The sequence below is a fragment of the Embleya sp. AB8 genome (assembly GCF_049739465.1).
In the GTDB taxonomy this organism is placed as follows: Bacteria; Actinomycetota; Actinomycetes; order Streptomycetales; family Streptomycetaceae; genus Embleya.
Map to the genome: position 1 here is coordinate 20,389 of NZ_JBMHHY010000030.1, position 23,361 is coordinate 43,749.

11 protein-coding genes are annotated in these 23,361 nt (G+C 72.3%); 5 read left to right on the top strand and 6 right to left on the bottom strand.

Features of this window, described 5'->3' with window-relative positions; translation table 11 throughout:
• Window positions 1-30: 30 nt before the first annotated feature.
• Together ABIA38_RS35740 and ABIA38_RS35745 are read right to left on the bottom strand one after the other, a co-directional pair.
• On the bottom strand, window positions 31-2,655 hold the full coding sequence (locus ABIA38_RS35740; protein ID WP_424643112.1) for a right-handed parallel beta-helix repeat-containing protein: 2,625 nt from the start codon (window positions 2,653-2,655) through the stop codon (window positions 31-33).
• Window positions 2,655-10,979 (bottom strand): hypothetical protein, encoded by an 8,325-nt coding sequence (locus ABIA38_RS35745; RefSeq protein WP_424643113.1) that lies wholly within the window; start codon window positions 10,977-10,979, stop codon window positions 2,655-2,657. Before ABIA38_RS35745 ends, ABIA38_RS35740 begins: the two co-directional genes overlap by 1 nt.
• Before the next feature lie 186 nt (window positions 10,980-11,165).
• On the opposite strand from ABIA38_RS35745, the gene ABIA38_RS35750 reads away from it, so the two are divergent.
• From ABIA38_RS35750 to ABIA38_RS35760, 3 genes are all read left to right on the top strand, one after another.
• On the top strand, window positions 11,166-12,167 hold the full coding sequence (locus ABIA38_RS35750) for a serine/arginine repetitive matrix protein 2 (protein ID WP_424643114.1): 1,002 nt from the start codon (window positions 11,166-11,168) through the stop codon (window positions 12,165-12,167).
• A 72-nt stretch (window positions 12,168-12,239) separates the two neighbouring features.
• Window positions 12,240-12,548, top strand: coding sequence for a hypothetical protein (locus ABIA38_RS35755; protein WP_424643115.1), 309 nt, complete (start codon window positions 12,240-12,242; stop codon window positions 12,546-12,548).
• Between the two features lie 51 nt (window positions 12,549-12,599).
• The gene (locus ABIA38_RS35760) at window positions 12,600-12,938 is read left to right on the top strand and encodes a WXG100 family type VII secretion target (protein ID WP_424643116.1); all 339 of its coding nucleotides are present in this window, start codon (window positions 12,600-12,602) and stop codon (window positions 12,936-12,938) included.
• A gap of 57 nt (window positions 12,939-12,995) precedes the next feature.
• Here ABIA38_RS35760 and ABIA38_RS35765 read toward each other — a convergent pair whose 3' ends face one another.
• The 3 genes from ABIA38_RS35765 to ABIA38_RS35775 all read right to left on the bottom strand — a co-directional run bounded on the left by ABIA38_RS35765 (window position 12,996) and on the right by ABIA38_RS35775 (window position 20,185).
• Window positions 12,996-17,654, bottom strand: coding sequence for an FtsK/SpoIIIE domain-containing protein (locus ABIA38_RS35765; RefSeq protein WP_424643117.1), 4,659 nt, complete (start codon window positions 17,652-17,654; stop codon window positions 12,996-12,998).
• 140 nt (window positions 17,655-17,794) lie between these two features.
• The gene (locus tag ABIA38_RS35770; RefSeq protein ID WP_424643118.1) at window positions 17,795-19,498 is read right to left on the bottom strand and encodes a hypothetical protein; all 1,704 of its coding nucleotides are present in this window, start codon (window positions 19,496-19,498) and stop codon (window positions 17,795-17,797) included.
• Window positions 19,499-19,594: 96 nt separating this feature from the next.
• Window positions 19,595-20,185 (bottom strand): sigma-70 family RNA polymerase sigma factor, encoded by a 591-nt coding sequence (locus ABIA38_RS35775; protein ID WP_424643119.1) that lies wholly within the window; start codon window positions 20,183-20,185, stop codon window positions 19,595-19,597.
• A 333-nt stretch (window positions 20,186-20,518) separates the two neighbouring features.
• Here ABIA38_RS35775 and ABIA38_RS35780 point away from each other — a divergent pair, with 333 nt between their 5' ends.
• Together ABIA38_RS35780 and ABIA38_RS35785 are read left to right on the top strand one after the other, a co-directional pair.
• Window positions 20,519-20,731 carry a hypothetical protein gene (locus ABIA38_RS35780; RefSeq protein ID WP_360315326.1) on the top strand — a complete coding sequence of 71 codons (213 nt, stop codon included), beginning with the start codon at window positions 20,519-20,521 and terminating at the stop codon, window positions 20,729-20,731.
• A complete protein-coding gene (locus tag ABIA38_RS35785) occupies window positions 20,728-21,105 on the top strand; it encodes a fic family toxin-antitoxin system, toxin component (protein ID WP_424643120.1) in 378 nt (125 codons plus the stop codon). Before ABIA38_RS35780 ends, ABIA38_RS35785 begins: the two co-directional genes overlap by 4 nt.
• A 47-nt stretch (window positions 21,106-21,152) precedes the next feature.
• On the opposite strand, the gene ABIA38_RS35790 is transcribed toward ABIA38_RS35785, so the two are convergent.
• Complete coding sequence (locus ABIA38_RS35790) at window positions 21,153-23,168, bottom strand: heavy metal translocating P-type ATPase (RefSeq protein ID WP_424643121.1); 2,016 nt, start codon at window positions 23,166-23,168, stop codon at window positions 21,153-21,155.
• Between the last annotated feature and the right edge of the window lie 193 nt (window positions 23,169-23,361).

The window sequence follows — 23,361 nt, forward strand, 5'->3', positions numbered from 1 at the left end:
GTACGACGGCCGACGAGGCGGTGTGCGTCGTCAGTCGGAGCCGACCAGTCGCGGCAGGTCGATTTCGTCGAGGACGACCAACTGCCGGGCGTCCGGCGTATCGATCTCGGCCATCCGCATCGCCTGACGTTCGGTCATCTGCTGGAACACCTGCCGCGCGGTGCGGCCGTTGCCGAACTGCGCGCCACGCGGCATCGCGGCGAACAACTCGCCGAGCGCCTTGCGCGCGGGGGCATCGAGTTCGTAGCGGTGTCGACCCGCGTGGTGCTCGACGATGCGCACCAGGTCGTCGGCCGAGTAGTCGTCGAACAGCAGGGTGCGGCTGAACCGCGAGGACAGACCCGGGTTCGACGCGAGGAACCGCTCCATCTCGCCGGGGTATCCGGCGACGATCACGACCACCTCGTCACGATGGTCCTCCATGAGCTTGACCAGGGTCGCGACGGCCTCGCCGCCGAAGTCGTTCGCCACCCCGGCGGGTACCAGGGCGTATGCCTCGTCGATGAACAACACGCCGCCGCGCGCACGATTGAACGACTCGGTCGTCTTGGGGCCGGTGTGCCCGACGTACTCGCCGACCAGGGCGCTGCGGTCGACCTCGACCAGATGGCCGCGTTCGAGAAGTCCCAGCGCCTTCAACAACCTTCCGTACAGGCGCGCGATGGTCGTCTTCCCGGTGCCCGGGTTGCCCGCGAACACCAGATGGCGGCTCAGCGGCGGCGCGGGCAGTCCGGCCTCCTGGCGCATGCGCACCGTCTGCATGAGCTTGACCATGCCGCCCACATCACGCTTCACGCCGCCCAGGCCCACAAGTTCGGCAAGCTCCGCGAGCAGGTCCTCCAGCGTCTCGGGCGGCGGCGGAGCCTCGCCCAGCTCGGCCAGATCCACCGACACCGGCGCGGCGGCGGGAACCGGCCGCCCGCCCGCCGGAGCGACCCCGACCGGGGCCGCCGGCTCGCGCGGCGCCCGGGCGGACCCCTGCGACAGGGTGGCCGGCGACGCCGCCGGCACCCGGATGGACACGCACTCCTCGAACACCGGCCGGGCACCCTCGGCATGCGCGACGTCCTGCGCGCAGTCGAAGACCCGGCAGCCGACGAACCGCGGTTCGGCGTCGTGGCCGATGTGCAGCGCGGGGTAGGCGCAGGCCGACAGATCGCTGTGCTCGACCACCCCGCGCGCGCCCTCGCCGAACAGGATGCCGTTCTTCGCGGTCCCGTCCACCCGGATGCCGCGCAGCGTCGGTTCGGCGCCGCGCCCCACCACCAGGCCACTGCCCCCGACCGCGAACACGCCGCCGCCGTCCATCCGCAGCCGGGCGCCGGAATCGACGCTGACCCCCGCACTGCCCGTCTTGGCGACTCGGGTCGCGGACAGCGTGACGTGCGCGTCGGGTCCGATCTCGACGCCCGTCCGGCGGGCCCCGCTCACCACACACTCGCGCAGTTCGGCCGGCGCGGACGAACGCAGCCGAACTCCCGTCTCGCCGCCCTCGACCCGGGTGGCGAGCATCGACACAGCGGCCGCGTCGGCCACCTGCACCCCGCACATGGTCGCTCCGGACACCGTGGTGTCCACGACCTCCGCGCGGGCCGAGGCCACGACCGCCAGCCCGTGTTCGGCGCTGCCCTCCAGCCGGCAACCGCCGATCCGGCCTTGGGCGTTCCCGTCCAGATGCACCGCGGTGAACCCGCTGCGGGTGACCAGCGACGCGGTCACCGTCACCTCGGCGTCGCCGAGCGCGAGCACGCCGTTGCCGGCCGGGTCGGCGAACCGGCAGCCGTGTGCGGTGAGTCGTGCCGCGCCGCCGACCGCCACCGCGCTGCCGCCGGCGTCGGTGATCCGGCAGTCGGTGAGGTGCACGCGGGCCTCGTGTTCGGCATGCACGCCGGCGCGCCCGGCAGCGCGCACGCGGCAGTCGTCGAGGCGGACCTCGCCACGCTCCTCGACCAGGACGCCGTTGCGTCCGGCGCCGTCGAGCGTGGTGTCTTGGGCCAGCAGTCGGGCGTCGCCGCGTACCCGCAACGCCGAGCCGGAGGTGTCGCGCACCCGCAGCCGGTCGGCGAGCAGCACCGCGTGGCCGGACACCACCACGCCGACGCCGTCGATCGTCTCCAGGAGCGTGTCCTCGGCGCGCGCCCGGGCATCGCCGGCCAGCACCAACGCGGCGTGCCGCGCCCCGCGCAGCCGGGTCCGGCGCAACAGCAGGACGCCGCCGCCGGTCGGGTCGGCCAGCTCGGCTTCGAGCGGATCGGCGAGCGTGAGCAGGGTGTTGCGCGCGTTGCCGCTCGCCGCGGCCGAGCCGAGTACGTCCACCCGGCCGCGCTCCAGTTCGCACGCGTCCAGCGTCAGGCCGGCCGCGTCCTCGACCCGGACGACCGGCTCCGCCGGGTCGGCGCCGCGCAGCACCAGGCCGCGGACCAGGCAGCCGGGGGCGGCGACGGTCAGCGCGACCCCGGCCGGGGCGCGGAGCACGACGGTTCCCGCCGTGTTGTCCGGCCGCAGTACCACGCGCCGCTCCAGCCGCAGATTCTCCGCGTACTCGCCGGGGGCGATGCGGATTTCGGCGCCGGCGGGCGCGGCGGCGAGCGCGGCCCCGATGTCGCGGTGGGTGCCGCGGCCCCTGGGGCCGACGTGGATGGTCACCGTGCCCATCAGCCACCCGGTCCGGTTCCGGGCAGCAGGTTGTCGCCCGAGTGCACATCGGGCCGGCCGCCGATCCAGCGCACGGTCGCGGGACCGAGCACCAGGAGCGAGAAGAGCTTGTCGATCATCTTGCCCAGCGCGCCGATCACGAAGATGTCCATCGGGCCCTGGCGGTGGATCCACCGGCTGCCGATCGAGTTCTGCACCAGGGTGCGGAACGCGCCGACCGAGATGGTGTCGAGGATCCCGCCGACGGAGGAGGCGAGGCCGGCCAGCGCGGCGTCCCCGCGGGAGAGCTTGATGATCGTGCCGTTCGCGCCGCGGACCCCGAAAATGGCGGCCTGGGACGCGCCGCTGACGAACCCGGCCACCGAGCCGGAGGCCAGCCCGAGGGCGAATTCGTAGGTGCCGCCGCGCCAGCGCACCGGGCGCTCGTTGGCCCCCCATTCGGTGTTCCAACTGTCGTCGTTGGGCCGCCAGCTCGCCGGCTGTCCGTAGTCGATGTTCGACCAATGCACCTTCCAGCCACCGCGGTTGGCCGCCATGTGCGCCGCCGCCAGGGTGCCCTTGGTCATCGAGCTGAGCGCGGCACCGAAGGCGGCGCGCCCCACGTCCGCCGCGCTCAACCCGCCGCCGGACAACACCCGGACGATCGACAGTACGACCAGGTTGACGGTGAAATCGAGGAGGAACTCGTGCGTCATGTCGATGCCGATGGACTGGATCGCGCGGAGCGCGAACGGTGCCGGGACCGCCTCGCCCTGCACGGACGGCCCGAAGTTCCAGCGGTTCGGCTCGCGGAAGGTGCGGTTCAGGCCGCGGTATTCGTTGAAGACGCCGGTGAAGTGCGTTTCGCGCCCGACCAGACTGCTCGCGCCGTGCGGGTCGAACTCGGTGATGTACCCCGGGATCGAGCGGTCGCCGAGCAGCGTGACGCCGTCGATGTCGTAGCGCCGCCCGTGCTTGTTGAACGCGTTCGTCTCCAGGAACGTGCCGTCCGACAATCGGACCTTGACCTGCGCGAGGATGCCCTGGTCCGACTCCTGCCAGACGTGCGGGTCGAACGCGCCGGCGGGGTCGGCGCGGTAGTCGCGCACCCGGAACGGGGTGTCGGTGAAGAAGTCCCGGACCACATTGGTCGTCCTGCGCGCCGGGATCTCCTGGACCACCTGGTGGTCGAGACCGGTGATCCGGTCCGACCACCGGGCCCCCTTCGCCCAGCCGGGGAGGGGATCGCCGGCCGCGTCGAACCAGTGCCGGATCCGATCCTGTACGCCGGCGCCGAAGGCCAGGATGTTGCCTTGCGGGTCCATCTTGTTCCAGTGCCACACCTCGTTGCCGTGTGCGTCGACACCGCGCCACGCGTCGACGGTCAGGCCGTCGCCGAGCAGCCGGTGGTCGCGGATGAGCCGGTTGTTCACGTCGAAGTCCTGGTACGACTCGCGGTCCCACTGCCACGGGGTGATCTGCCGTTCGAACGCGGTCTTGCGGATGCCGCCGGTGTTCGGGTCGGCCGCGTCGTGCCAGCGGAACTTGTCGGTGCCCACCCCCATGGTGCCGACGATGTCGAGCCGGCCCGGCCCGTCGGGATTCGGGAAGGAGTCCGAGCGGCCGACGACGACGCCGTGGTGGTCGTACCGGGTCCAGTCGCCGGCGCCGGCATCGATGGTGGTGCGGGTGTTCGGCCCCACCTCCCCGGCACCGTCGGTCGGCCGGGGCCGGTAGTCGATGAACGTGCCGTCCGCGAAGCCGGTCCGCACGACGGTCCATTCCTTGGTGCCGGGCGTGTACCAGTCGCCGTCCGCCAGGTCGGTGGTGAAGCGGTCCTGCCAGGTGATCTGCCTCCCGGCCGAGCCGGGGGTCGGTACGAAGTCGGCCGCCAACCGGGTCCGGTGGCCCTGGAGGCCGTCGGGGCCCTCGGACCACGGGAGATAGTCGGGGTGGTGCGCCACCGGTTGTCCCGCGCGTGCTCCCGCCTCGATGACCGGCAGCGGCACCTCGCCCACGGTGAGGGTGCTGCCGTTGAGCAACGTGCGCGTTTCGCGGACGATGTCGCCGTTGCTCGCGACGTCGAACACCGCCTTGTTGTTGGTGGTGAACTGCACGCCGCGCGTGCCTGCGCCCCCGCCCGCCGGCTCCTGGGTCCAGGTCCCCACCCGCAGCCGGTTGTCGTGGGCCAGCCACGGGTGCGCGGAGAGGTCGGTGGTGCGGATGTCGGAGCTGAACAGGTTGCGGAAGAACACCGGCGGGCGCTGCTCGGCGAACCGGACGACGGTGAGGAAGTCGCCGTTGTGCAGCGTTTTGCCGAACCCGTTGACGTTGCCGTCCGCGTGCCGGGAGACGAAGTCCCGCTTGGGGATGCCGTCGACGCCCACCTCGATCTGGTGGTAGCGGCGGACGTTCTGCAGGCCGGGTTGGAAGCGGCCGAACTTCTCCTGGGCGGTGATGATCTGGTTGGTGAGCGGGTGGTGCATCTTGTCGGTCCAACCCCGCCCGGGGCCCCAGTGCCGGGTCCCGGACGCGATCGGCCGGAAGTCGGCGTCGAAGCGCACCCACGTGGAATCGGCGAAGCCCTGCGTGGCCGGCACGTGGTCCAGGTCGGCCAGCACGTGCCCGCCGTCCGCGCTGATCTGGAAGTGCCGGACGCGGACGTCGAAGCCGAGCAGGCTCTTGACGTCGAAGTAGCTGCGGGTGCTCTCCCCCCAGTGCCGGGTGCCGTGCTGCACCAGGTTGCCGTGCGGGTCGAACTCGGCCCACGTGCCGCGCTGATTGAACACGCCGAAGGTGCCCAGGGTGGCGGGGGAGTGGTGGGCGTCGAGCACGCCGCCGTCGGGCAGCCCCCGACGTTCGAACACGGTGACCTTGAGGTGGCTGACCAGATGCAGCCGGCCGGCCTCCGCGCCCGCCATGTCGACCGGGCCACCCTCGAACCACCCCCGCGTCGCCGGCCCGGGCACCGGCACACCGTGGGCGTCGGTCTTGACGAGCGACCAGGTGGCGTCGCCGTTCGCCGGGTAGGTGATCTCGAAGTGCCGGTTCGGGTCGATCCCGCCCCGCGCGCCGACGACGTCCACCCGCTGGAACTCCAGGCGCCCGCCCGGGTCGAACCGCCGGAACTCGTTCGCCCGGACGCCGATCCCGTCGACTCGGTATCCGCCGCCCGGTTGTGGGATCGCGCGCAGGCCCGGGAGCACGTCGAGATTGCCGTCCAGGACCCGAAGGTCGTCCCCCGTGGTGCGCAGGAACTGCGTCCGTGCGGGGTCGCCGAGCCGCGCGTCCGACAGCCCGATCATGTCGAACCGGTGCACGCCGGCGGCGTCGGTCACGTCGAGCACGGTGATCTCGCCCGCGCCGTGCGGCACTTGATGCGGGGTCGCGGTGAGTTCCAGCCTGCCGGTCCGGTCGAACACGCGGAACCCGCCGTTGGCATCGCGAAGATTGAACCCGCCGCCGGCGCGCGGGTGCACGGTGATGTTCGCGATGTCGGCGAGGTGGTCGTCGAGCAGGATGTGCGCTCCGCCGGGGTGTACGCGAAGGTGCTCCGGCAGGCGTACGCCCTCGGCGCGGGTGAGGCGCAACACCCGGAAGTCGAATGCGCCGGTGCCGGAGAAGACCCGGATCGACGTCGCGTCCTGGACCCTGAGCGTGCCGTCGGGACGGTCCAGCACCGAGACCGCGAGGTTGCCGCCGTCCGCGCCCTTGACGATCGGCAGCGGGTCGCGCGCCGCCGGCAGGCGGAAGACGAATTCGTGCGGCGCGGCGCCGTCGGGGCCGCGCAGGCCCACGACGTCGAACCGGTGCGCCCCCCGCGGGCCGACGACGACATGCCGGCCGCCGTCGCCGATCCGGAAGCCGCCGCCCCGCAACCCCGTCTGCGGCACGACATGCGCGCCCGGAACGGCGGCGAGCCGCCCGTCGACGAGTGTGCCGGTGTGGCCGTCGAAGCGGACGAAGCGGCCCTCGAACGGGCCGCCGAGCACGTGGATCGCGTCGTAGCGATGCACGCCGTCGACACCGTGCGCGGTGAACGACCCGTGCGGATCGGTGAGCCGCAACTCGCCGCCGACCCGGGTGACCGTGACGTTCGGATCGGGTACACCGTCCCGGCCGCTCGGGTGCGGCATCGGCACGTTCGGGGTGCCCACCGGGGTGTGTACGAACCGCGCCAGTGGCGCGCCGCCGGCCGTCAGCGCCACGACATCGTGGGTGTGTGCGCCCGCGTCGCCGACCAGGATCGCCCCGCCGCCGTGCTGCACCAGATAGCCGCCGCCGTGCTGCGCCGTGACGCCGGTGTCCGGCACGATCGTGCCGTCGCCGCGGGCGAGTTGCGGCGTGCCGCCGACGTGGTCGGGCAGCCGGATGAACCCGCCGGGCGCGCCGCCGCCGGTGAGCGGCAGCGCGGTGTGCGAGTACCCGCCCTGCGGGGTGTGCACGGTCACCACGTGGGGTTGCGCGCCGAGGCCGGTGTCGGTGACGTGGAACGTGTTGTCGACGTTGGCGACGGTCACGGTCGTGGCCGGCGTGCCGTCCGGGCCGCGCGGGGCCGGCCGCGGGTTCGTGGCGCCGACTGGGGTGAAGACGTGCAGCCCGGTCTCGATGCCGTCGGCGGTGCTGAGGGGGATGACGTCGTGGGCGCGGGCCCCGCCGGCGTCGACGTGGAACTGCCCACCCGGGTGGGTGATCCGGAACTCGTTGCCGAGCTGCCGGACGACCTGCGTGTGCGGGACCGGCGTGCCGTCGGCGCCGGCCACGTGCGGCGTGCCGACGTGGGGGGAGCGGATGTGGCCGCCGGCCAGGCCGAGTTCGTCGATGCCGGCGAGCGGCAGGGAGTTGTGCGAGAACCGGCCGTCCGCGCCGAAGACCCGCACGGTCGGACCGGTGCCGGTCGGCACGACATGGAGCATGCCGTGCGCGTCCCGCGGCGCGGTGACCGAGCCCAGCGTCGCGGTCGCGTCGGCGTCGACGAGGGCGGGGGCGCCGCCGTCGTGCGGGCTCAGCACGTGCATCGGCAGCGGGCGGCCGTCGGAGCCGACGAGCCGGAGCCCGGTGTGCGACAGGGCGCCGGTCGCCGGGTCGTGGAGCTGGAAGCCGCCGCCGGTGGGGACGTTGATGCCGGCCGCGTTGATCCGCACCGGCGGCCCACCCGCAGCGCGGACACTGCCGTCGGCATCGAAGTGGGTGACACCCAGGGGCCGGCCCGCCGGGTCGACGCCGACGGCGACCAGAGTGCCGTCGGAGTGTCCGCCGCTGAGCGTGATGCGCCGCTCGATGCCGATCAGCCGGCCGCCCGCGGACATGTCGAACTCCCAGCGGCGGGTCTCGACGTTCGGCACCACGCTCTGCTCGACCCGCACGATGTGGTTCCCGCCCGGACCGGCGAAGTGCGAGGTGTCCAGATGGGGCCCGCCCGCGCCGCCCACCGTGCGGATGCCCTCGATGCCGCCGCCGGCGCCGAGCCGGACCTCGACCCGCGTGCCCGGCAGCCCCGGGATTCCGACGAGTTGCGACATCGGGACGCCGGTGGTGCCCGGGCCATGGACGGCCGGCCCGACCGCGCCGGTCCCGAGGCCGGTCGACCCGGCGATCGTGGCGGGCGGGGCCGGCGGCGTCGCGATCGTGGTCAGCTCGACGGCCTGCCCGGGGACGGGGCCGGTGACGTGCGCGTCGATGATCTGGTCGTCGAGGAGCCGATGGTCGTTGCGGGCGCTCAGTTCGTAGTCCCAGCGGTGCACGCCGCCGCCCGCGAGGGCCTGTTCGATCCGGAGCACCTCCCGGCCGCCGACGGGGAGGTGCGTCACGCTGAGATCGGCGCGGCCGCTCGGGATGACGTGGATGTCGACCACCGCGCCGTCCCGAGTGCCCGGCAGGACCCGTACCTCGACGCCGTCCAGGCCGGGGATGGTGCCGAAGGTGTGCGCGAAGTCGTACCGCGCGCCGCGCATCATGAACACCGTGAGGTCGTTGACCACCGGGCTGGTCGGGATGACGTGGCCCCCGGCGGTGAGGCCGCCGCCCACGACTCCGGTGCCCGTGAGGCCGACCGGCGCGACGTCGCCCGGTCCGCGGCCCGACGTCAGGTTGCCCAGCGTCACCCGACTGCCGCCGACGTCGAGGTGCGTCGTCGCCCCGTTGACGCCATTGAGCTCGCCCGAGTGCACGCCCGGCGCCTGGACCTGCGCGGTGAGCGGGACCGAACCGATGTCCGGGACGTTGACCAGCGAGCCGTCGCTCGGCCGCACGGTGTGCGGCGCGGCCAGATTGGCCGGCGAAAGGGCCGGGAGGTCCGCCAGTTGCGCGCCGACGGTCGGCAGCCGGAGATCGCCGAGCCCGGCCGCCGGGACACCGCCGACGTGGGTGCCGAGCCCGGGAGCGCCCGGAGCGGGGGTGACGGAACCGGCGACTCCGGCGATCGGCGTGGTCGACACGGCCGGAAGATTGACCTGCGGCAGGGTCGGCATCGACACGTCGGGCATCGCCACGGAACCCGGGTGCGGGACCGCGACGTTGCCGAGCTGCGGGAGGGCGACGGTGCCGAGGCCGTCGAGATGGGGGCGGGCAAGCGCGCCGGGCGAGGGCAGGTCGTGCACCAGGGTGCCCGACCCCGGCAGACCGAGCTCCACCTTGGGCAGCGCGTGGGTGACCGTGTCCAGGTTCGGGATGCTGATGTGTCCGAGCGCGGGCGGCAGCGCGGTGAGCCCGGTCGCGCCCAGCCCGGTGATCCCGGGCGGGACGGTGAGCCGGCCCGCGAGGTCCGTGGCGCCCAAACCGGTGAAGGAGAACGACGGGATGTCGGCGATCTTCGCGCCGAACCCGGTGAACGGCACCACCGCGCCCAGGTCGCCCGGGTGGCCCAGGAATGTGCCCAGGCCGGGGAAGTTGCCGGGGTGGAAGCCGCCGCCGAAGGTGCCCATGGGCGGGACGTTCACCACCTTGAAGTCGCCGAGACCGCCGGTGAACCGGGCGCCGATGGGCGGCATGTCGAACCCGTGGCCGAGCGGGCCCATCCGCACCGAATCGAGCCCGCCGACCTGGACATCGGGCAACTTCATCAGCTCGCCGCCCGGCCGGAACGCCGAGAACCCCGCGTTCACCCCGCCGGAGATCTTCGCGCCCGCGCCGAGGAACTTGCCGTCGAGGAAGGCACCGTAGCGGTACATGCCGAACAGGCCGCGGTCGATGAAGCCGATCCGGAAGGCGAGCCCCAGGCCCTGCCCCATCTCGTCGGCCGCCACCGGCAGGAACAACCGCAGGCCCTTGAAGCCGCTCAACCCGCCCGCGATCGAACTGCCCAGCCCCTTGACGGTGTTGATCGTGGTGAGCACGGCACGCAGCCCGAAGAACGTCTTCGCGCCGGCCAGGTTGATCACGGTCAGCTCGGTGCCCAGCGGGAAGAACCGGATGCCGCGCCCGAGATTGCCGCCGAACGCCGCGAGCACGGGCACCTTGGTGCCGATCGGCCCCAGCCGCAACCCCTGGAACCCGCCCTTGATCCACGCGCCCGCCGCACCCAGGGCCGTGTCGATGCCGAACCCCAGTCGCACCGACAATCCGAACGAGTTGGCGCCGCCCAGGAACAGGTCCTTCCCGCCCGCGACGCCACGCCCGGTGAGACCCTTGATGGCGCTCCACAGGTTGCCCAGGTGCAGCCCCTTGGTGGTCGGCGCGACCACGCTCAGCACCGCCAAGACGAGCTGCGTGACGCTCGCGTTGCCGTGCGCGAAGTCGATCGCGGTCTTGATCAGCAGCGCGACGTTCAGCGCGATGGCGAGCAGCGCGATCGGACCGCCGAGGATGATCGCGGGCAACACCAGGATCAACGCGATCCAGGTGAGTGCCTTCCAGAACTCCTCGCACTCGTCCACGGGCGAGGCGATCGACTCGCCGGCGGCACGCAACTTCCGCGCGGCGCTGTCGGCGGCGTGCTCCAGGGTGATCCGGGCGTCCTCCGCGGTGCTCTTGTGCGCGGCCCGGCCCGCCTTGTCGTCCTCGGGCAGCGCGGCAGCCGCGGACAGTGCGGCGTCCGCACGCTGCTGCTGTGCGCGCATCACCCCGACGTAGGCGGTCAGCGCACTGCGCACGTCCTCGTGGGCGGTCTTGTACGTGGCGATGTAATTGCGCAGATTGCCGTCGATGACACCGCGCAGCGCCTCCGCCGTCTTGCCGACGAACACGGTGCTCGAGGTGTTCCTGACCTCGTTCAGGCCGTTGTCGATGTCCCGGGCGAGATCGACGAATTCGAGCTCGGCGGCGATCACCCGGTCGATCCGGTCGGGGTCGCCGGGGGTCGGGTCACCGCCGAGACCGAGCGCACTCCAATCCCCCGGACGAGCCATCGAAGCGGGCCCCTCTCGCTCGATCGGGCAACCACGGCGCCCTTCTGTACGCGCACTCCATGCGGCAGGTTCAATCCTGTTCGAAACGAGGACAGTTGAACCTGCGAAGGTTGCAACGCGTACAGAAGTAAAGGCGGTTCGAGGCACGGGCGCAACACACGGGCCGTCGAGGGACAGGAGGTGCGAATGGCCGATTTCGCGATCGACTACAACAACCTGTACACGATCCAGAGCAAGCTGAGGGACCTTGCCCGGCAAGCCGATTCGGGCAGCGCGGGAGCGTTCCGCGAACTCGGCGAGGCCTCGGCCGGCGAACGTAAGGCCTGCCTGGGCAGTGCCACCCTGTCGCTCGCGTTCAACAGCTTCCACCACCACTCGAAGTCCCGTACCGCCAAGGCGAAGGAGGGGCTGAACAAGCTCGCCGACAGCTTCAAGTCGGTGTCCGACGTGTTCTTCGACTCCGACGCGCAGATCTCCGGCGCGGCGGGTCTGCTGACCTCAGGGCTGGGCCTCGACCAATGGCGCAACACCAAGGCCACGCACGACAAGTGGCAGGCGGACAAGGACAGATGGGACGCCTATCTGGCCGGGATCGGCGCCACCGACTACTTCCGCGACCACCCGGACGAGAGCATCCGGCACACCTGCCACGGCCCCGACGCGCCCGCATGGTGTGCCGCGTGGCTGGTCAAGGGCGAGGACAGCGCACCCGCCAAGCCCGGCGACGAACCGCCCAAACCCTCCGACAAACCGCCGACTTCGTACCATCAGCAGGACGAACACGGCACCGTCGACGTCAACGTCGAGCTGGACAAGGACAACAACATCGTCAAGGAGACCTCGAAGATCACCGACCCGCAGGGGCACACCTACGAGACGACCACGACGTACAACGGCCCCCCGCAATGGGTCGAGCCACCGCCGGGCGGCGACGGCAAGGCCAAGCCGTACGACGTCCGCGGCTACACCATCACCACCAAGTACGGCGACGGCACCACAAGTTCGTCCGTGTTCAGCATCAACCACGACGGCAGCGGCACGATGGTCTCCACCGGCGGCGACAAGACCGAGCACTACATCCGCGACGGGCCGACCGGCAAATGGAAGCTCGATCCCGCGTACACCAAGCACAAGTCCGGCGCGGACCGGGACACCGGCGTCGGCCACTCGGGCAGTCACCTCATCTGACGGCCGGCCCCGCGTGCCACCCGCCCTCGTCCGCGCACCCGTACCCACTTCCGTTCCCGAGGAGACTCGCCCATGGCCGCCAACATCAAGCTCACCTACGCCGAGATCAGCCGGGTGTCCAACCTGCTGGACAGCAGCGTCGAGCACACACTCGTGCCCCGGATGAACGAGGCCAAGTCCGAGGTCGACTCGCTGCTGACCACCAACCTCGTGCTCACCAAGGCCAGTCCGGCGCTGCAGACCCAGTACGAGAAGTTCACCACCGCGCTGACCGCCGCCACCGAGAGCATCAAGGGCTACGCGACCCAGTTCCGGCAGATCATGCAGTCGGTCCAGGACATGGACAAGGACATCGCCGACAAGGTCAACTCCTCCCAGTAGCAGCCCACTTGCCCACCCCCTCACCGAGCAGCGACCCAATCGGAGGACCCAATGCCCGACGTCAATGTCAACTTCGACGAAATCGCCGGCAGCGCCACGCGCATGGGCACCAAACTGAGCGACATCTCCAATGAGCTGACCACCCTGGAGCACACGGTCAGCGGCCTGCTCCAGGACGGCCTGGTGTTCGAGAAGGCCAGCCCCGCGCTACAGGAGGCGTACAACACCTTCAGCCAGCAGATGAAGACCTCCGCGCAGAACATCCACTCGTACGCCGAGAACTTCAAGGGCATCGCGAAGTCGCTCGGCGACTCGGACGAGAAGCTGATGGGCGAGATCAACGCCGCCGTCGCGAAGATGAAGGCCGAGGCGGCAGCGCACAACAAGTAGCCGCCGCACTCGCCTCGTGGTGCGGGTGCCGGGTGCGGGTGCCGTTCGTGCTCCCGGTCAGCCGTCCAGGACCGTGAGCGGCACCTGCACCGCGATCGCCGCCCCCGCGTCGCCCGCGGTCCAGCCCCGGCCCGGACCCAGCGGCGCCCGCACCTGCTCGGCCGACAACCTGGCCCCGATCAGATCCGCCTCGCCGAGCGTCTTCGGCCCCAACAGCAGGCCGCGCCGCGACCGCCGCGCCATGCCGACCCACCCCAACGAACTCATCGACTCCGCCAGGCCCGCCAACAACAGTCCCTGCCCGTGGTCGCGGCCGGACGTGGCGATCCGGCGCAGTACCGAATCGGCGGCGGCCCCGAGCAACAGATCCGCGTCGTCCACCACGACCACCACCGGCTTCCCGTCCACCGCCGCCAACGCCTCGGTCAGCATCTCCGGCGACGGATCGGGATCGGTGAGCACCTGGGCGAGATTGTGCGCGGCCAACTTGCGCAACTGCGAATCGCGCGGCGTGATCACGATCAGCTGGGTACCGCCCATCAGCAACGACACCGACATCGCGGCCAGCGTCGTGCTGCGCCCGGTGCGCGGCGGCCCGGCCACCATGAACGACCCGCCGCCGTCCGCGAAGTCGTAGGCCAGCGGCTCGACCGCGTCGCCACCCACCCCGAGCAGCGCCCGGAACGGCTTGCGCCACGCCTGCGGCACCCGGTCGTGCGCCTCCTGGAAGCCGATCACCGTCGGCATCTCGTTGATCCGGAACGGCCGCCGCACCTCGGGCACCGCGTGGTCGCGGATCGTGGCCCGCCGACCCAGATCCCGCATCGCCTCGGCCTGATCGCTCTGGTCGGCGACGAACGTGTCGCCCGCCTCGCCGGCGCCGCCCTCGGCGGGAGCCGTCGACGGCTCGGCGATGGACGGGAGCAGGGCGATCTGCGCCTCGATCGCCCCCGGGGCCAACCAGCCGCGCCCCGGCGGGACATGCGCGGGAATGTTGTTGCGCGGTATCCCGATCAGGGTGAAGTCGCTCGGATCGGTCTGCCGCAGCAGCAGCCGACGATCGTTGTGCGCCGCCAGCCGGCCACCGAGCAGGAGCCGCTCGGAAGTGGCGATCACATGGATGCCGGCGGCCTGCCCCTCGCGCAACAACCGGACGAAGTCGGCGTACAGCCGGCCGCCGTCGTAGTCGTCGAGCATGTTGTTCAACGCGTCCCAGCCGTCCACCAGGAGCAGCAGGTGGGCGGGCCGTTGATCCTTGGGCACCTTGGCCCGCAGCTCGGTGACATCGGCGCAGTCGTGTCGGGCGATCAGCCGCTGCCGGCCGGTCAGTTCGCCGACCAGGCGGTTGATCAGCCGCTCCAGGCGTTCCGCGTCGTGGCGCGAGACCACCGCGCCGCAGTGCGGCAGCGACTCCAGCACGCCCAGCCCGCCGCCCGCCGCGTCGATCGCGTAGATGTGCAGGTCGGAACAGGCGATGGTGAGCGCCGCGGCCCCCGCGACGGTGCGCAGGACCTGGGTGCGGCCCGAACGCGGCGCACCGATCACATACAGGTGCCCGAAGCCGGCCAGGTCGATCGCCGCCAACCGCCGGGCCTGCAGGTGCGGGATGTCGAGCAGGGCGTAGGGGATCATCGGCAGCGCGCCGGGCTCCGGATCCGGGATGGGCGGCAGCTCGTCGAGCCGGATGCGACCGTGCATCGGCGCCAGCCACGGACTCGGCAACTCCCGGAAGTCGGTCAGCCGGTCCGCCGCTTCGCGCAGCGCGTCCACCAGGGCGCGCAGGTCCGTCGGCCGCTCCTCGGCCGGCGGGGGAGTGCCCTCGTGCGGCTCTGGGTCCGCCTCCAGGCCCGCCTCCGACAGGTCGAGCGGACGGCCCAGGCGCTGCCAACCGAGCCGGATCGCGCGCACCGGCCGGGCCGCGGCGGCCTCGGCGACCGCCGCGCTCGGGACCGGCCCGGGCCGCTCCGCGCCGACGAACGCGGTCTGGAACGGCGTGGGCGCCCCCTCACCCCGGCGGACCAGCGCCCGACCCGGGTTGTTCGGCGAGATCCCGGCCGCCTCGATGCCGTCGATGATGTCCTGGCTCTCCGAGCGGTCGGTCACCCGCAGGGCGATCCGCAGGTTCGTGTTGGCCTTGATCTCGTTGCTGACCGAGCCGCCCGGCCGCTGGGTGGCCAGCAGCAGATGCAGACCGAGCGAGCGCCCGCGCTGCGCCAAACTGATCAACCCGGGTACGAAGTCCGGCAGTTCGCGGACCAGGGTGGCGAACTCGTCGATCACCAGGATGAGTCGGGGCAGCGGGGGCAGCCGCGGATCACGCGCGCGCCTGATCCGGTACTCGGCCTGGTCCTTGGCCTCGACCTCGTTCAACACCGTCTCGCGACGCCGCAGTTCGGCGTCCAGGGAGGCCAGGGCGCGCTTGACCAGATGCCCGTCCAGGTCGGTGATCATGCCGAGCGTGTGCGGCAGTTCGGCACATTCGCGAAACGCGCTGCCACCCTTGTAGTCGACCAGCACGAAGGTCAGCTCGTCCGGCCGGTTGGCCGCGGCCAGCGACGCGATCATCGTCTGCAGCAGCTCGGATTTGCCCGAACCGGTGGTGCCGCCGATCAGGCCGTGCGGGCCGTCGCGCACCAGATCCAGGCGCAGCACCCCCTCATACCCGCTGCCAAGCACGAATGCCGTGGACGCCGGGCGGCGCGCCCAGGTACGCAGCAGCACGTCCGCATCCGGTGGCTCCTGGCCGATCAGCGGCAACAGCGCGACCTCGGACGGCAGTCCCGAGTCGCTCTCCACACTGACGTCGCGCAGCGGTGCGACGGCCCGCGCGACCTCCTCGCACCAGGCCGGCTCGACCAGATCGGCCCGGATGCCGCTCACCTTCGGTACGTGGGACGCCCGCACGTCCAGGCGACCGTCGTTGGCCGTCACCACGGCCGTACATTCCTCCGGCAGCAGCTGCTCACGTTCCTCCAGACACAGGCTGAACACCCGTACGGTCGGCCCGTTCGTCAACACCTCGATCACGCCCGGCACATCGCGCAGCCGACGGGCGCCGTCCAGGACCACCAGCACGTCCGGCTCCCGCTGCAGGGTCGGACCCAGTGCGGAGCGTGCGGAGTCGAGGCGGGTCTGGATGTCGGCGATCAACTCGTTGACCCGGTGTGCGGTGCTCTCCGGATCCGTACCGAGCGCCACCACCGCCGCCCCCGGCCGGCCCGGACGCAGATGCGGCAACCAGCGCACCCACTGCCACGCGTCGACATGCTCGTCCTCGGTCAGCACGACGATCCGAACATCACGCGGGCTGTGCAGCACGGCCGTCTGGATCACCGCCCAACTCGCGATCCGGCGCGGCAGTTCCCCTGCGGCGCCGATCCCGACCACCCCGAAACCGGTCAGCTCGACCCCGAACGGCACATCCGCCAGCCGCCAGTTGACCCTCCGGTAGTGCGACTCGCGCGCCTGGTCGTCGATGCTCTTGAGGGACGCGCGGGTGAGCGTGCCCAGCCGGATGGTCAGGTGGTCGGAGTCCCGGCGGCGGCGCTGCCACAGCCCCAGACCCGGGCCGGTCGCGGTCAGCAGGATCGCCGCGGGATCCGGGAACGTCGAGTTGCGCAACCCGCGTTCGTCCACGGTCGCACGGCGCATCTCCAGCTCCAGTGCCGACCGGCGGATCCGATAGACACGTTTGGCCTCCTCGTACTGCCGGCGCCCGGTGCGCCGGCCCGAGACCCAGTTGCCGATCGCCATGATCGGCGAGAAGAACACGAAGACGACGAAGAAGAAGCTGCGGAACAGGAACATCATCGCCAGGCCCATCACGAGCGGGGCGATCATCATCAGGAACGGGAACGGCCGCTTGGTGTTGTCGGGCGGCGGACCCATCAGCCGGATCGTCTCGCCGTCCAGGTGCGGCGCGAGCCGGGGCGGTCGGTTGTACTCGACGCCGAGCCCGTCCGCCGCCGCGCGGACCGCCGCCTCGGGCTCGTCCGGCGGGCCCAGGCGCAGCAGATGCTCGCCGAGCGAGAGGTCGGCGTACGTCGGCCAGGGGAGCGAGCCGTCGTCGGGCGGCGGCAGGTGGCCGATCGGCGGCAACGGCCGCCGGCCGGGCAACCCGTCCGGACCCGCCGGCGGCGGCTCGGTGGAATGCCCACCGGGGCCGCCCTCCTGCATCCCGGCCGGCTCCTCGGCGGTGAGCGGCGTACCGGTGACCGGATCGACGGGCGGCGGCGGGGTGAGACTGCGCAGGCCGCACCGGTCCTCGTCGGCGCCGTCCGGCAGGCGGACCGTGACCGATCCGTCGGCGCCGACCGTGATCCACGTGCCCTGCGCGGGCGCTTCGCCGCCGTCGAGGCGCAACGCGCACGCGCGGTCCGTGCCGACCTCGTGCAGTCCAGGGCCGAGTCGCCATACCCGGCCCGCACCCGGGCCCGAGACGTGCCGCACGGTGACGAGCACCGGATCGGACCCGGGCGGTCGCCAAGCGCGCGTCGCCGTCCCGGTCGGCGCGGGACCGCCGAGACCGATCAACGACCCGGCGCGGATGCCACTGGCGCCCACGCGCGCATCCGGATTGAGCCGCCGACTCCCCAGGAACAGGTCGGCGGCGCCCAGCACCGAGCCGAGCTCGGCGACGGTCGCCGAAGCGGGGATGTCCAGCAGGTGATCGGCACGCAGGCCCTGCGGATCGGTGGTGGTGACGGCGAGATTCACGGGCGTCCAACTCTCGCGGGGAAGGGAGGGGAGGCGGCGGGCGGGGGAGGAGGGACTCGTGCGGGGCGGGCCGGGAGGGCCGGGTTCGGGGAGCCGGGAGGGATGTCGGGCGGGCCCACTCGGTCGAGGCCGCGCGCGACCTACGGGCGCGGATTGGGAGACGACGGCTCCGGGCCGGCCCACGGGTCGGCTCGGGCAGCGTCGGGGCGGTGTGCGGGTTCGGCGTCGGGGGCCGGGGTGGGGTCGGGTGCCGGGTCCGGGGGGAGTGTCGGGCCGGAGTCCTGCTGCGGATCGGGGTCGGGCGTCGACGCGGCGTCGGGCTTCGATGCGACGCCGGGAGTCGAATCGACGCCGGGAGTCGAATCGGGCGCGGTCGTCGCTCCGGTCGCGGTGGTCGGCTCGGGGTCGGGAGCCCACCCCCGATCGCCGACCGGATCCGGCTTCGGATCCGGACCCGAAGTCGGGCTCCGTCGGGCCGACACGGCTGGTGCGAAAGGCGGTTCGTGTTCCGCCGCCATCGCCATCGCCGCCGCTGCCGTCGACGTCCGCGCGGGGCGCCCGAGCAGCGGTTCGGGGTCGGTGTCGACGGCAGGCGACCCGGTGGACGTGATCAGCGCGGACGGTCGGGACCCGGCGCCCGCGTCGGCCGAGCCGCCCGACGAGCGCGCGGGCGGCTCGGCGACCGCGGATCGAGCCGACACCGCCGAAGCCATCGTTCCCGCCGGCTCCGCCATCGCCAAGGCATCCGCCTCCGCCGCCTCCGTCCCCGCCGCTAGCGGCTCCGGTACCGCGGTCTCGCGCTCCTCCTCGGCGAACCACTCGGCGTGACCCACTCCCGGCCGGGAAACCGGCGCGGGAGCGGGCGGGAGCACCGGCGGAACCGTCGGCAACACCCGGGCGAGCGCCGCCCCGAGCGCGCTGCACGAGACCAGCAGGGGCGTACCCGGCACGGCGACGCGGCCGTGCGCATCGGTCAGCAACATCCGTACCTGACTCCGCCCCGGACCGCCGAGCAACACCCGCAACGGGGGCGAATCCCCCGGCGGCTCGGCGAGTTCGGGCGGCAGCGGGTCGGGCAGTTCCGGCGTCACCAGGAACACGGGCAGGCCCAGCCGAGGCGCTTGGGCCCGGGCGGTCCGGTACGCGTCCCGGACCGGCAGCCCCGAAACGTCGCGATGCACGCCGTCGGCGACCACGACCAGCCCGCCCGGCAGGCGGGCGTCCAACTGCGCCGCGACGGCCTGGAACAGGGCCGACCCCGAACGCGGATCGCCCTGTACGCACACCATCGGCGGGCCGACCACGAGGTCGAGGAACACGCAGTCCCGGTCGCGCTCACCCAGCGCGACGACCACCGGTCTGGTCCCCTCGGCGTCCGGCGTGACCGACGGCAACTCGGCCCGGGCGGCCGTCCAGGCCCGGGGATCCTCCGCCACCGGCCGCCAAATACCCCCGGGCGACGGCATGTTGTCAGCAGCGAACAGCACCGTCACCGAACCGCCGCCGACCACGGCCGCGTACGGCTGACCGGGCGCCCCGGCGAACTTCGCCGCCACCAGGGCCCGTTCCGCGTCCCGCCAGGTCGCACTCGCGCCCAACCCCGCGACCAGAACCCGCACCGAGCGCCGATACCGCAGCCAGGTCCGCATCGGGGCCGCGAACGCGTAGGCCGTCAGGGCGATTTCCCGACTCAGGCGCCGCCAACCGGCCCGCCACCCGCCGAAGCGCATCGCGATGAACCGCAGGATCAGGAACAACACCAGGGCAGCGGCCGCGATGCCGCCCCAGCGGAAGATCGTGTCGCGATGGTTGTCGAAGAAGTCGAACGGATCGGTGTTCCTCATGTGCCGGGCAACTCTCCCCATCGGACGCCCATCAGGACCACCCACTCACGACGCCGCGCTCTGCGCGCGAGACATCGTGCACACCACCTCGGGTGCTCAACCCGCACTGCGCTCCTCCAGAGCTTGGCGTAGGGCGCGGATCGCGTAATGGATACGGGACTTCGCCGTCCCGACCGGTATACCAAGGACTGCGGCGGCGTGCTTGAGTTCGCGGTCGCGCAACACCGTCTCGGCGAGGATCTCGCGATGTGCCGGGGTCAGCGAGGGCATCGCGTCGGCCACGGCCATCTTCCAGAGCAGGGGCTCCCACTGGTCGTCGGCCGGTACGTACTCCAGCGGTTCGGGACTGCACTCCTGCGGCCGGGCACGGCGCGCACGACGGTCGTCCAGCACGATCCGACGGGCCACCGTCGCCAACCACGGCATCAGGTCGGAGGTGTCGTCGGCGAAGGCGTCCGCGTGCCGCCACGCCCGCAACATGGTCTCCTGCACGACGTCCTCGGCCCACGGCCGGTCCCCGCCGGTGAGCTTGAGACAGAAGGACAACAACGGCCCGGAATAGCGCCGGTAGACCGATTCGGCGAGTTCGTCGAGTTCGCCCGGTTCGGTGAGCCCGGCGAGCTCGCCGTCGTGTCTCGAACGTGCCTGGCTGCCGGTGTCATGGTCATGCGTACAGAAGGACGTCACGGCCCCGGACCCTCGCTTCCCCGGATGTGTCGGCTCGGACCGCGAACCCTAGCCACGTCGGTGCCCGAAGTCCGTTGGATCTGCGCTGAATTTGAGGATTCGCGGTCCGCCACCCACCGAAAACGCAACCAACCGCCCACGCAACGTCGCCGGTCCGTGGCCGGTTCCCGGTCCCGTCTCGTCGCCTTCGCCGCCACCATCCCCATCGTGATCGCCGCCTGCTTCGCGTGCCGAGAATGGGGAGGCGACAAATCGATCTCGTTCACCACCGGTGGTCGAGGTCTCGTCCTGGATCCCGACTCCCATCCTGCTATCAGGTGGTAGCTTGCAGTCATGGCGAAAACTCAGGTGAACCTCCGGCTGGAGGAGGCCGCGGCGGAGATGGCGCGGCAGGCGGCCGAGACGCGGCGGATGCCGGTGAACGAATACGTGGAACAGTTGATCCGCACGGACAACGAGCGCCTGCGCGAGGTGTTCCTCGCGGGCGCCCAGGAGGTCCTGGACGGCTACGGCGATCTCCTGGACGAGATCGAGGCGCGCGGATGAGCGTGAGCGTGGACCTGGCGTGGATCCTCGAGATTGCCCGCCGTGCGGGGCGCGACGATCCCGCTCCGGACGACTACGGCGTCCCGGTCGCGGCGGTGGAACGCCACCGCGCGGTGATCGCCGGGCAGGACGTGTACCACGGCAACTACGCCAAGGCCGCGGCCCTCGCGCACAGCCTGGGCCGGATGCGCTGGTTGGAGCACTCGAACCTGCGCGTGGCTGTCGCGGTGGCCCACGGCTACCTCCTGGCCTGCGGCGTACCGGTCAAGCTCACCCAGGCCGGAGTCACCGCACTCGCCGAGGAGTTGACCCGCGCGTCGTCCACCGCGGCAAGCGTCACCACCATCCTCAAGTCCTGGGAGACCACCGACTGAACCCACGGCGGCCTGACGTCGGGCCGGCGCCGGGCGCGGCGGCCGGCTCATTGACCGTCGCGGGTCGGTGCGGCGGCGCGATTCCAGGCGGCGGCGCGCAGCAGCCGCAGGCCGTTGAGCCCGACGATCACGGTGGAGCCCTCGTGGCCCAGGACGCCCAGGGGCAGCGGGAGGTGTCCGGCCAGGTCCCACACCACCAGGGCGCAGATGAACGTCCCGGCGATGATCAGGTTCTGGACGACCAGGCGGCGTGCCGCGCGCGAGAGCGCGATCACGGTCGGAACGGTGGCCAGTTCGTCGCGGACGACGACGGCATCGGCGGTCTCCAGGGCCAGGTCGGACCCGGCGCGGCCCATCGCGATCCCGGTGTGCGCGGCGGCCAGGGCGGGGGCGTCGTTGACGCCGTCGCCCACGACGAGCACCTTGCGTCCGGCCTGTTCGTGTTCCCGTACGGCGGCGACCTTGTCCCGGGGGAGCAGGCCGGCGTGGACGTCGGTGATGCCGACCTCTTCGGCCAGCCGGGCGGCGGCCCGCGGGTTGTCGCCGGTCAGCAACATGGGCGCGCGGCCGGTCAGTGTGGTGAGCGCGCTGACGGTCGCGGCGGCGTCGCGTCGCAGGCGGTCGGCGATGCCCAGGAGCCCGACCGGGATGCCGTCGCGTCGGACGAGCACTGCGGTACGTCCGCCCGCCTCCAACTCGCCCGCCACCGCGGCGGCGCGGGCCGAGGCCGCGTCGCGGGCGCCGTCGAGGAGCCGGGCGGGGGCGCCGACGCCGATCACGCTTGCGTCCACGGTGGCGGTGACGCCGACGCCGGGCGCGGAGGCGAAGTCCCGCACGGTGGGGACGTGCAGGCCGCGGGTGCGGGCCGCGTCGACGACGGCGCGCGCGAGTGGGTGCTCACTGGGGTGTTCGGCCGCCGCGGCCAGCGTCAACAGGGCGTCCTCGGTCAGACCGCCGGCGGTGAGGGGGCGGATGTCGGTGACCCGAGGGGTGCCTTCGGTCAGGGTGCCGGTCTTGTCCAGGGCGACCGTGTCCACCTGCCCCAGGCGTTCCATCACGACGGCGGATTTCACCAGCACACCGTGCCGGCCGGCGTTGGCGATGGCGGAGAGCAGCGGCGGCATGGTGGCCAGCACGACCGCGCACGGCGACGCGACGATCATGAACGTCATCGCCCGCAGCAGCGAACTCGTGATGTCGGCGCCGAAGCCCAGGGGGACCAGGAATACGGCCAGGGTGGCGGCGACCATGCCGAGGGAGTACCGCTGTTCGACCTTCTCGATGAACAGTTGGGTCGGGGCCTTGGTCGCCGACGCCTCCTCGACCATCGCCACGATCCGGGCGATCACCGAGTCGGACGCGTCCCGCTCCACCCGGACCCGCAATACGCCCGTGCCGTTGAGCGTGCCGGCGAACACCTCGTCGCCGACCGCCTTCGCGACCGGCAGCGGCTCGCCGGTGATGGTGGCCTGATCGACCTCGCTCGCCCCCGCCAGCACCCGGCCGTCGGCGCCGACCCGCTCTCCCGGGCGGACCAGGACCACGTCCCCGACGGCGAGTTCGGCGGTGTCGACCGTCTCCTCGCCGCTGCCGCTCCAGCTGCTGTCGCCGCCGTCGGCGACCAGCCGAGTGGCGGTGGTGGGGGCGAGATCGAGCAGACCGCGGACCGCGTCCCGGGTGCGGGCGGTGGCCAACGCTTCCAACGCGCCGGACGTGGCGAAGATGACGATCAGCAGTGCGCCGTCCGTCACCTGCCCGATCGCGGCCGCGCCGAGCGCCGCGACGATCATCAACAGGTCCACGTCCAGGGTCTTGTCCCGCAACGCCGCGAGTCCGGCCCGTCCCGGTTCCCAGCCCCCGGTGGCGTAGGAGGCCGCGTACAGCGGTCCCCACGTCCATGCCGGGGCGCCGGCCAGTTGGAGCGGCAGGGCGGACAGGAACAGGACCAACGCGGCCCCCGCCCACCGGGCCTCGGCCAGGGCGAACACGCGCGTGCGCCGCCGGGGCGCCGCCGAAGCGGCCGACATGGGCCGACTCGGATCACGCAGCAGAACGGAAGGCATGACGGAAGAACCCTTCGCGCACGGAGGACGGCAACACCATCACCGTACAGGAAAGGATGAACATGTCTTCATCTATTGCGGGATGGGACCCCCGAACGCGCAGCGCGGGTGCACGACTAGCCGGCGGGATCACGCTGCGCGGGGATCATGCTGCGCGGGGATCATGCTGCGCGGGGATCACGCTGCGCAGGGA

Excerpts from the sequence above, each read along its gene's own strand:
- ABIA38_RS35785 (WP_424643120.1), top strand. The coding sequence starts at position 20,728 with ATGAGCGTGAGCGTGGACCTGGCGTGGATCCTCGAGATTGCCCGCCGT.
- ABIA38_RS35755 (WP_424643115.1), top strand. The coding sequence starts at position 12,240 with ATGGCCGCCAACATCAAGCTCACCTACGCCGAGATCAGCCGGGTGTCC.
- ABIA38_RS35770 (WP_424643118.1), bottom strand. The coding sequence starts at position 19,498 with ATGAGGAACACCGATCCGTTCGACTTCTTCGACAACCATCGCGACACG.
- ABIA38_RS35780 (WP_360315326.1), top strand. The coding sequence starts at position 20,519 with ATGGCGAAAACTCAGGTGAACCTCCGGCTGGAGGAGGCCGCGGCGGAG.
- ABIA38_RS35740 (WP_424643112.1), bottom strand. The coding sequence starts at position 2,655 with ATGGGCACGGTGACCATCCACGTCGGCCCCAGGGGCCGCGGCACCCAC.
- ABIA38_RS35750 (WP_424643114.1), top strand. The coding sequence starts at position 11,166 with ATGGCCGATTTCGCGATCGACTACAACAACCTGTACACGATCCAGAGC.
- ABIA38_RS35745 (WP_424643113.1), bottom strand. The coding sequence starts at position 10,979 with ATGGCTCGTCCGGGGGATTGGAGTGCGCTCGGTCTCGGCGGTGACCCG.
- ABIA38_RS35790 (WP_424643121.1), bottom strand. The coding sequence starts at position 23,168 with ATGCCTTCCGTTCTGCTGCGTGATCCGAGTCGGCCCATGTCGGCCGCT.
- ABIA38_RS35760 (WP_424643116.1), top strand. The coding sequence starts at position 12,600 with ATGCCCGACGTCAATGTCAACTTCGACGAAATCGCCGGCAGCGCCACG.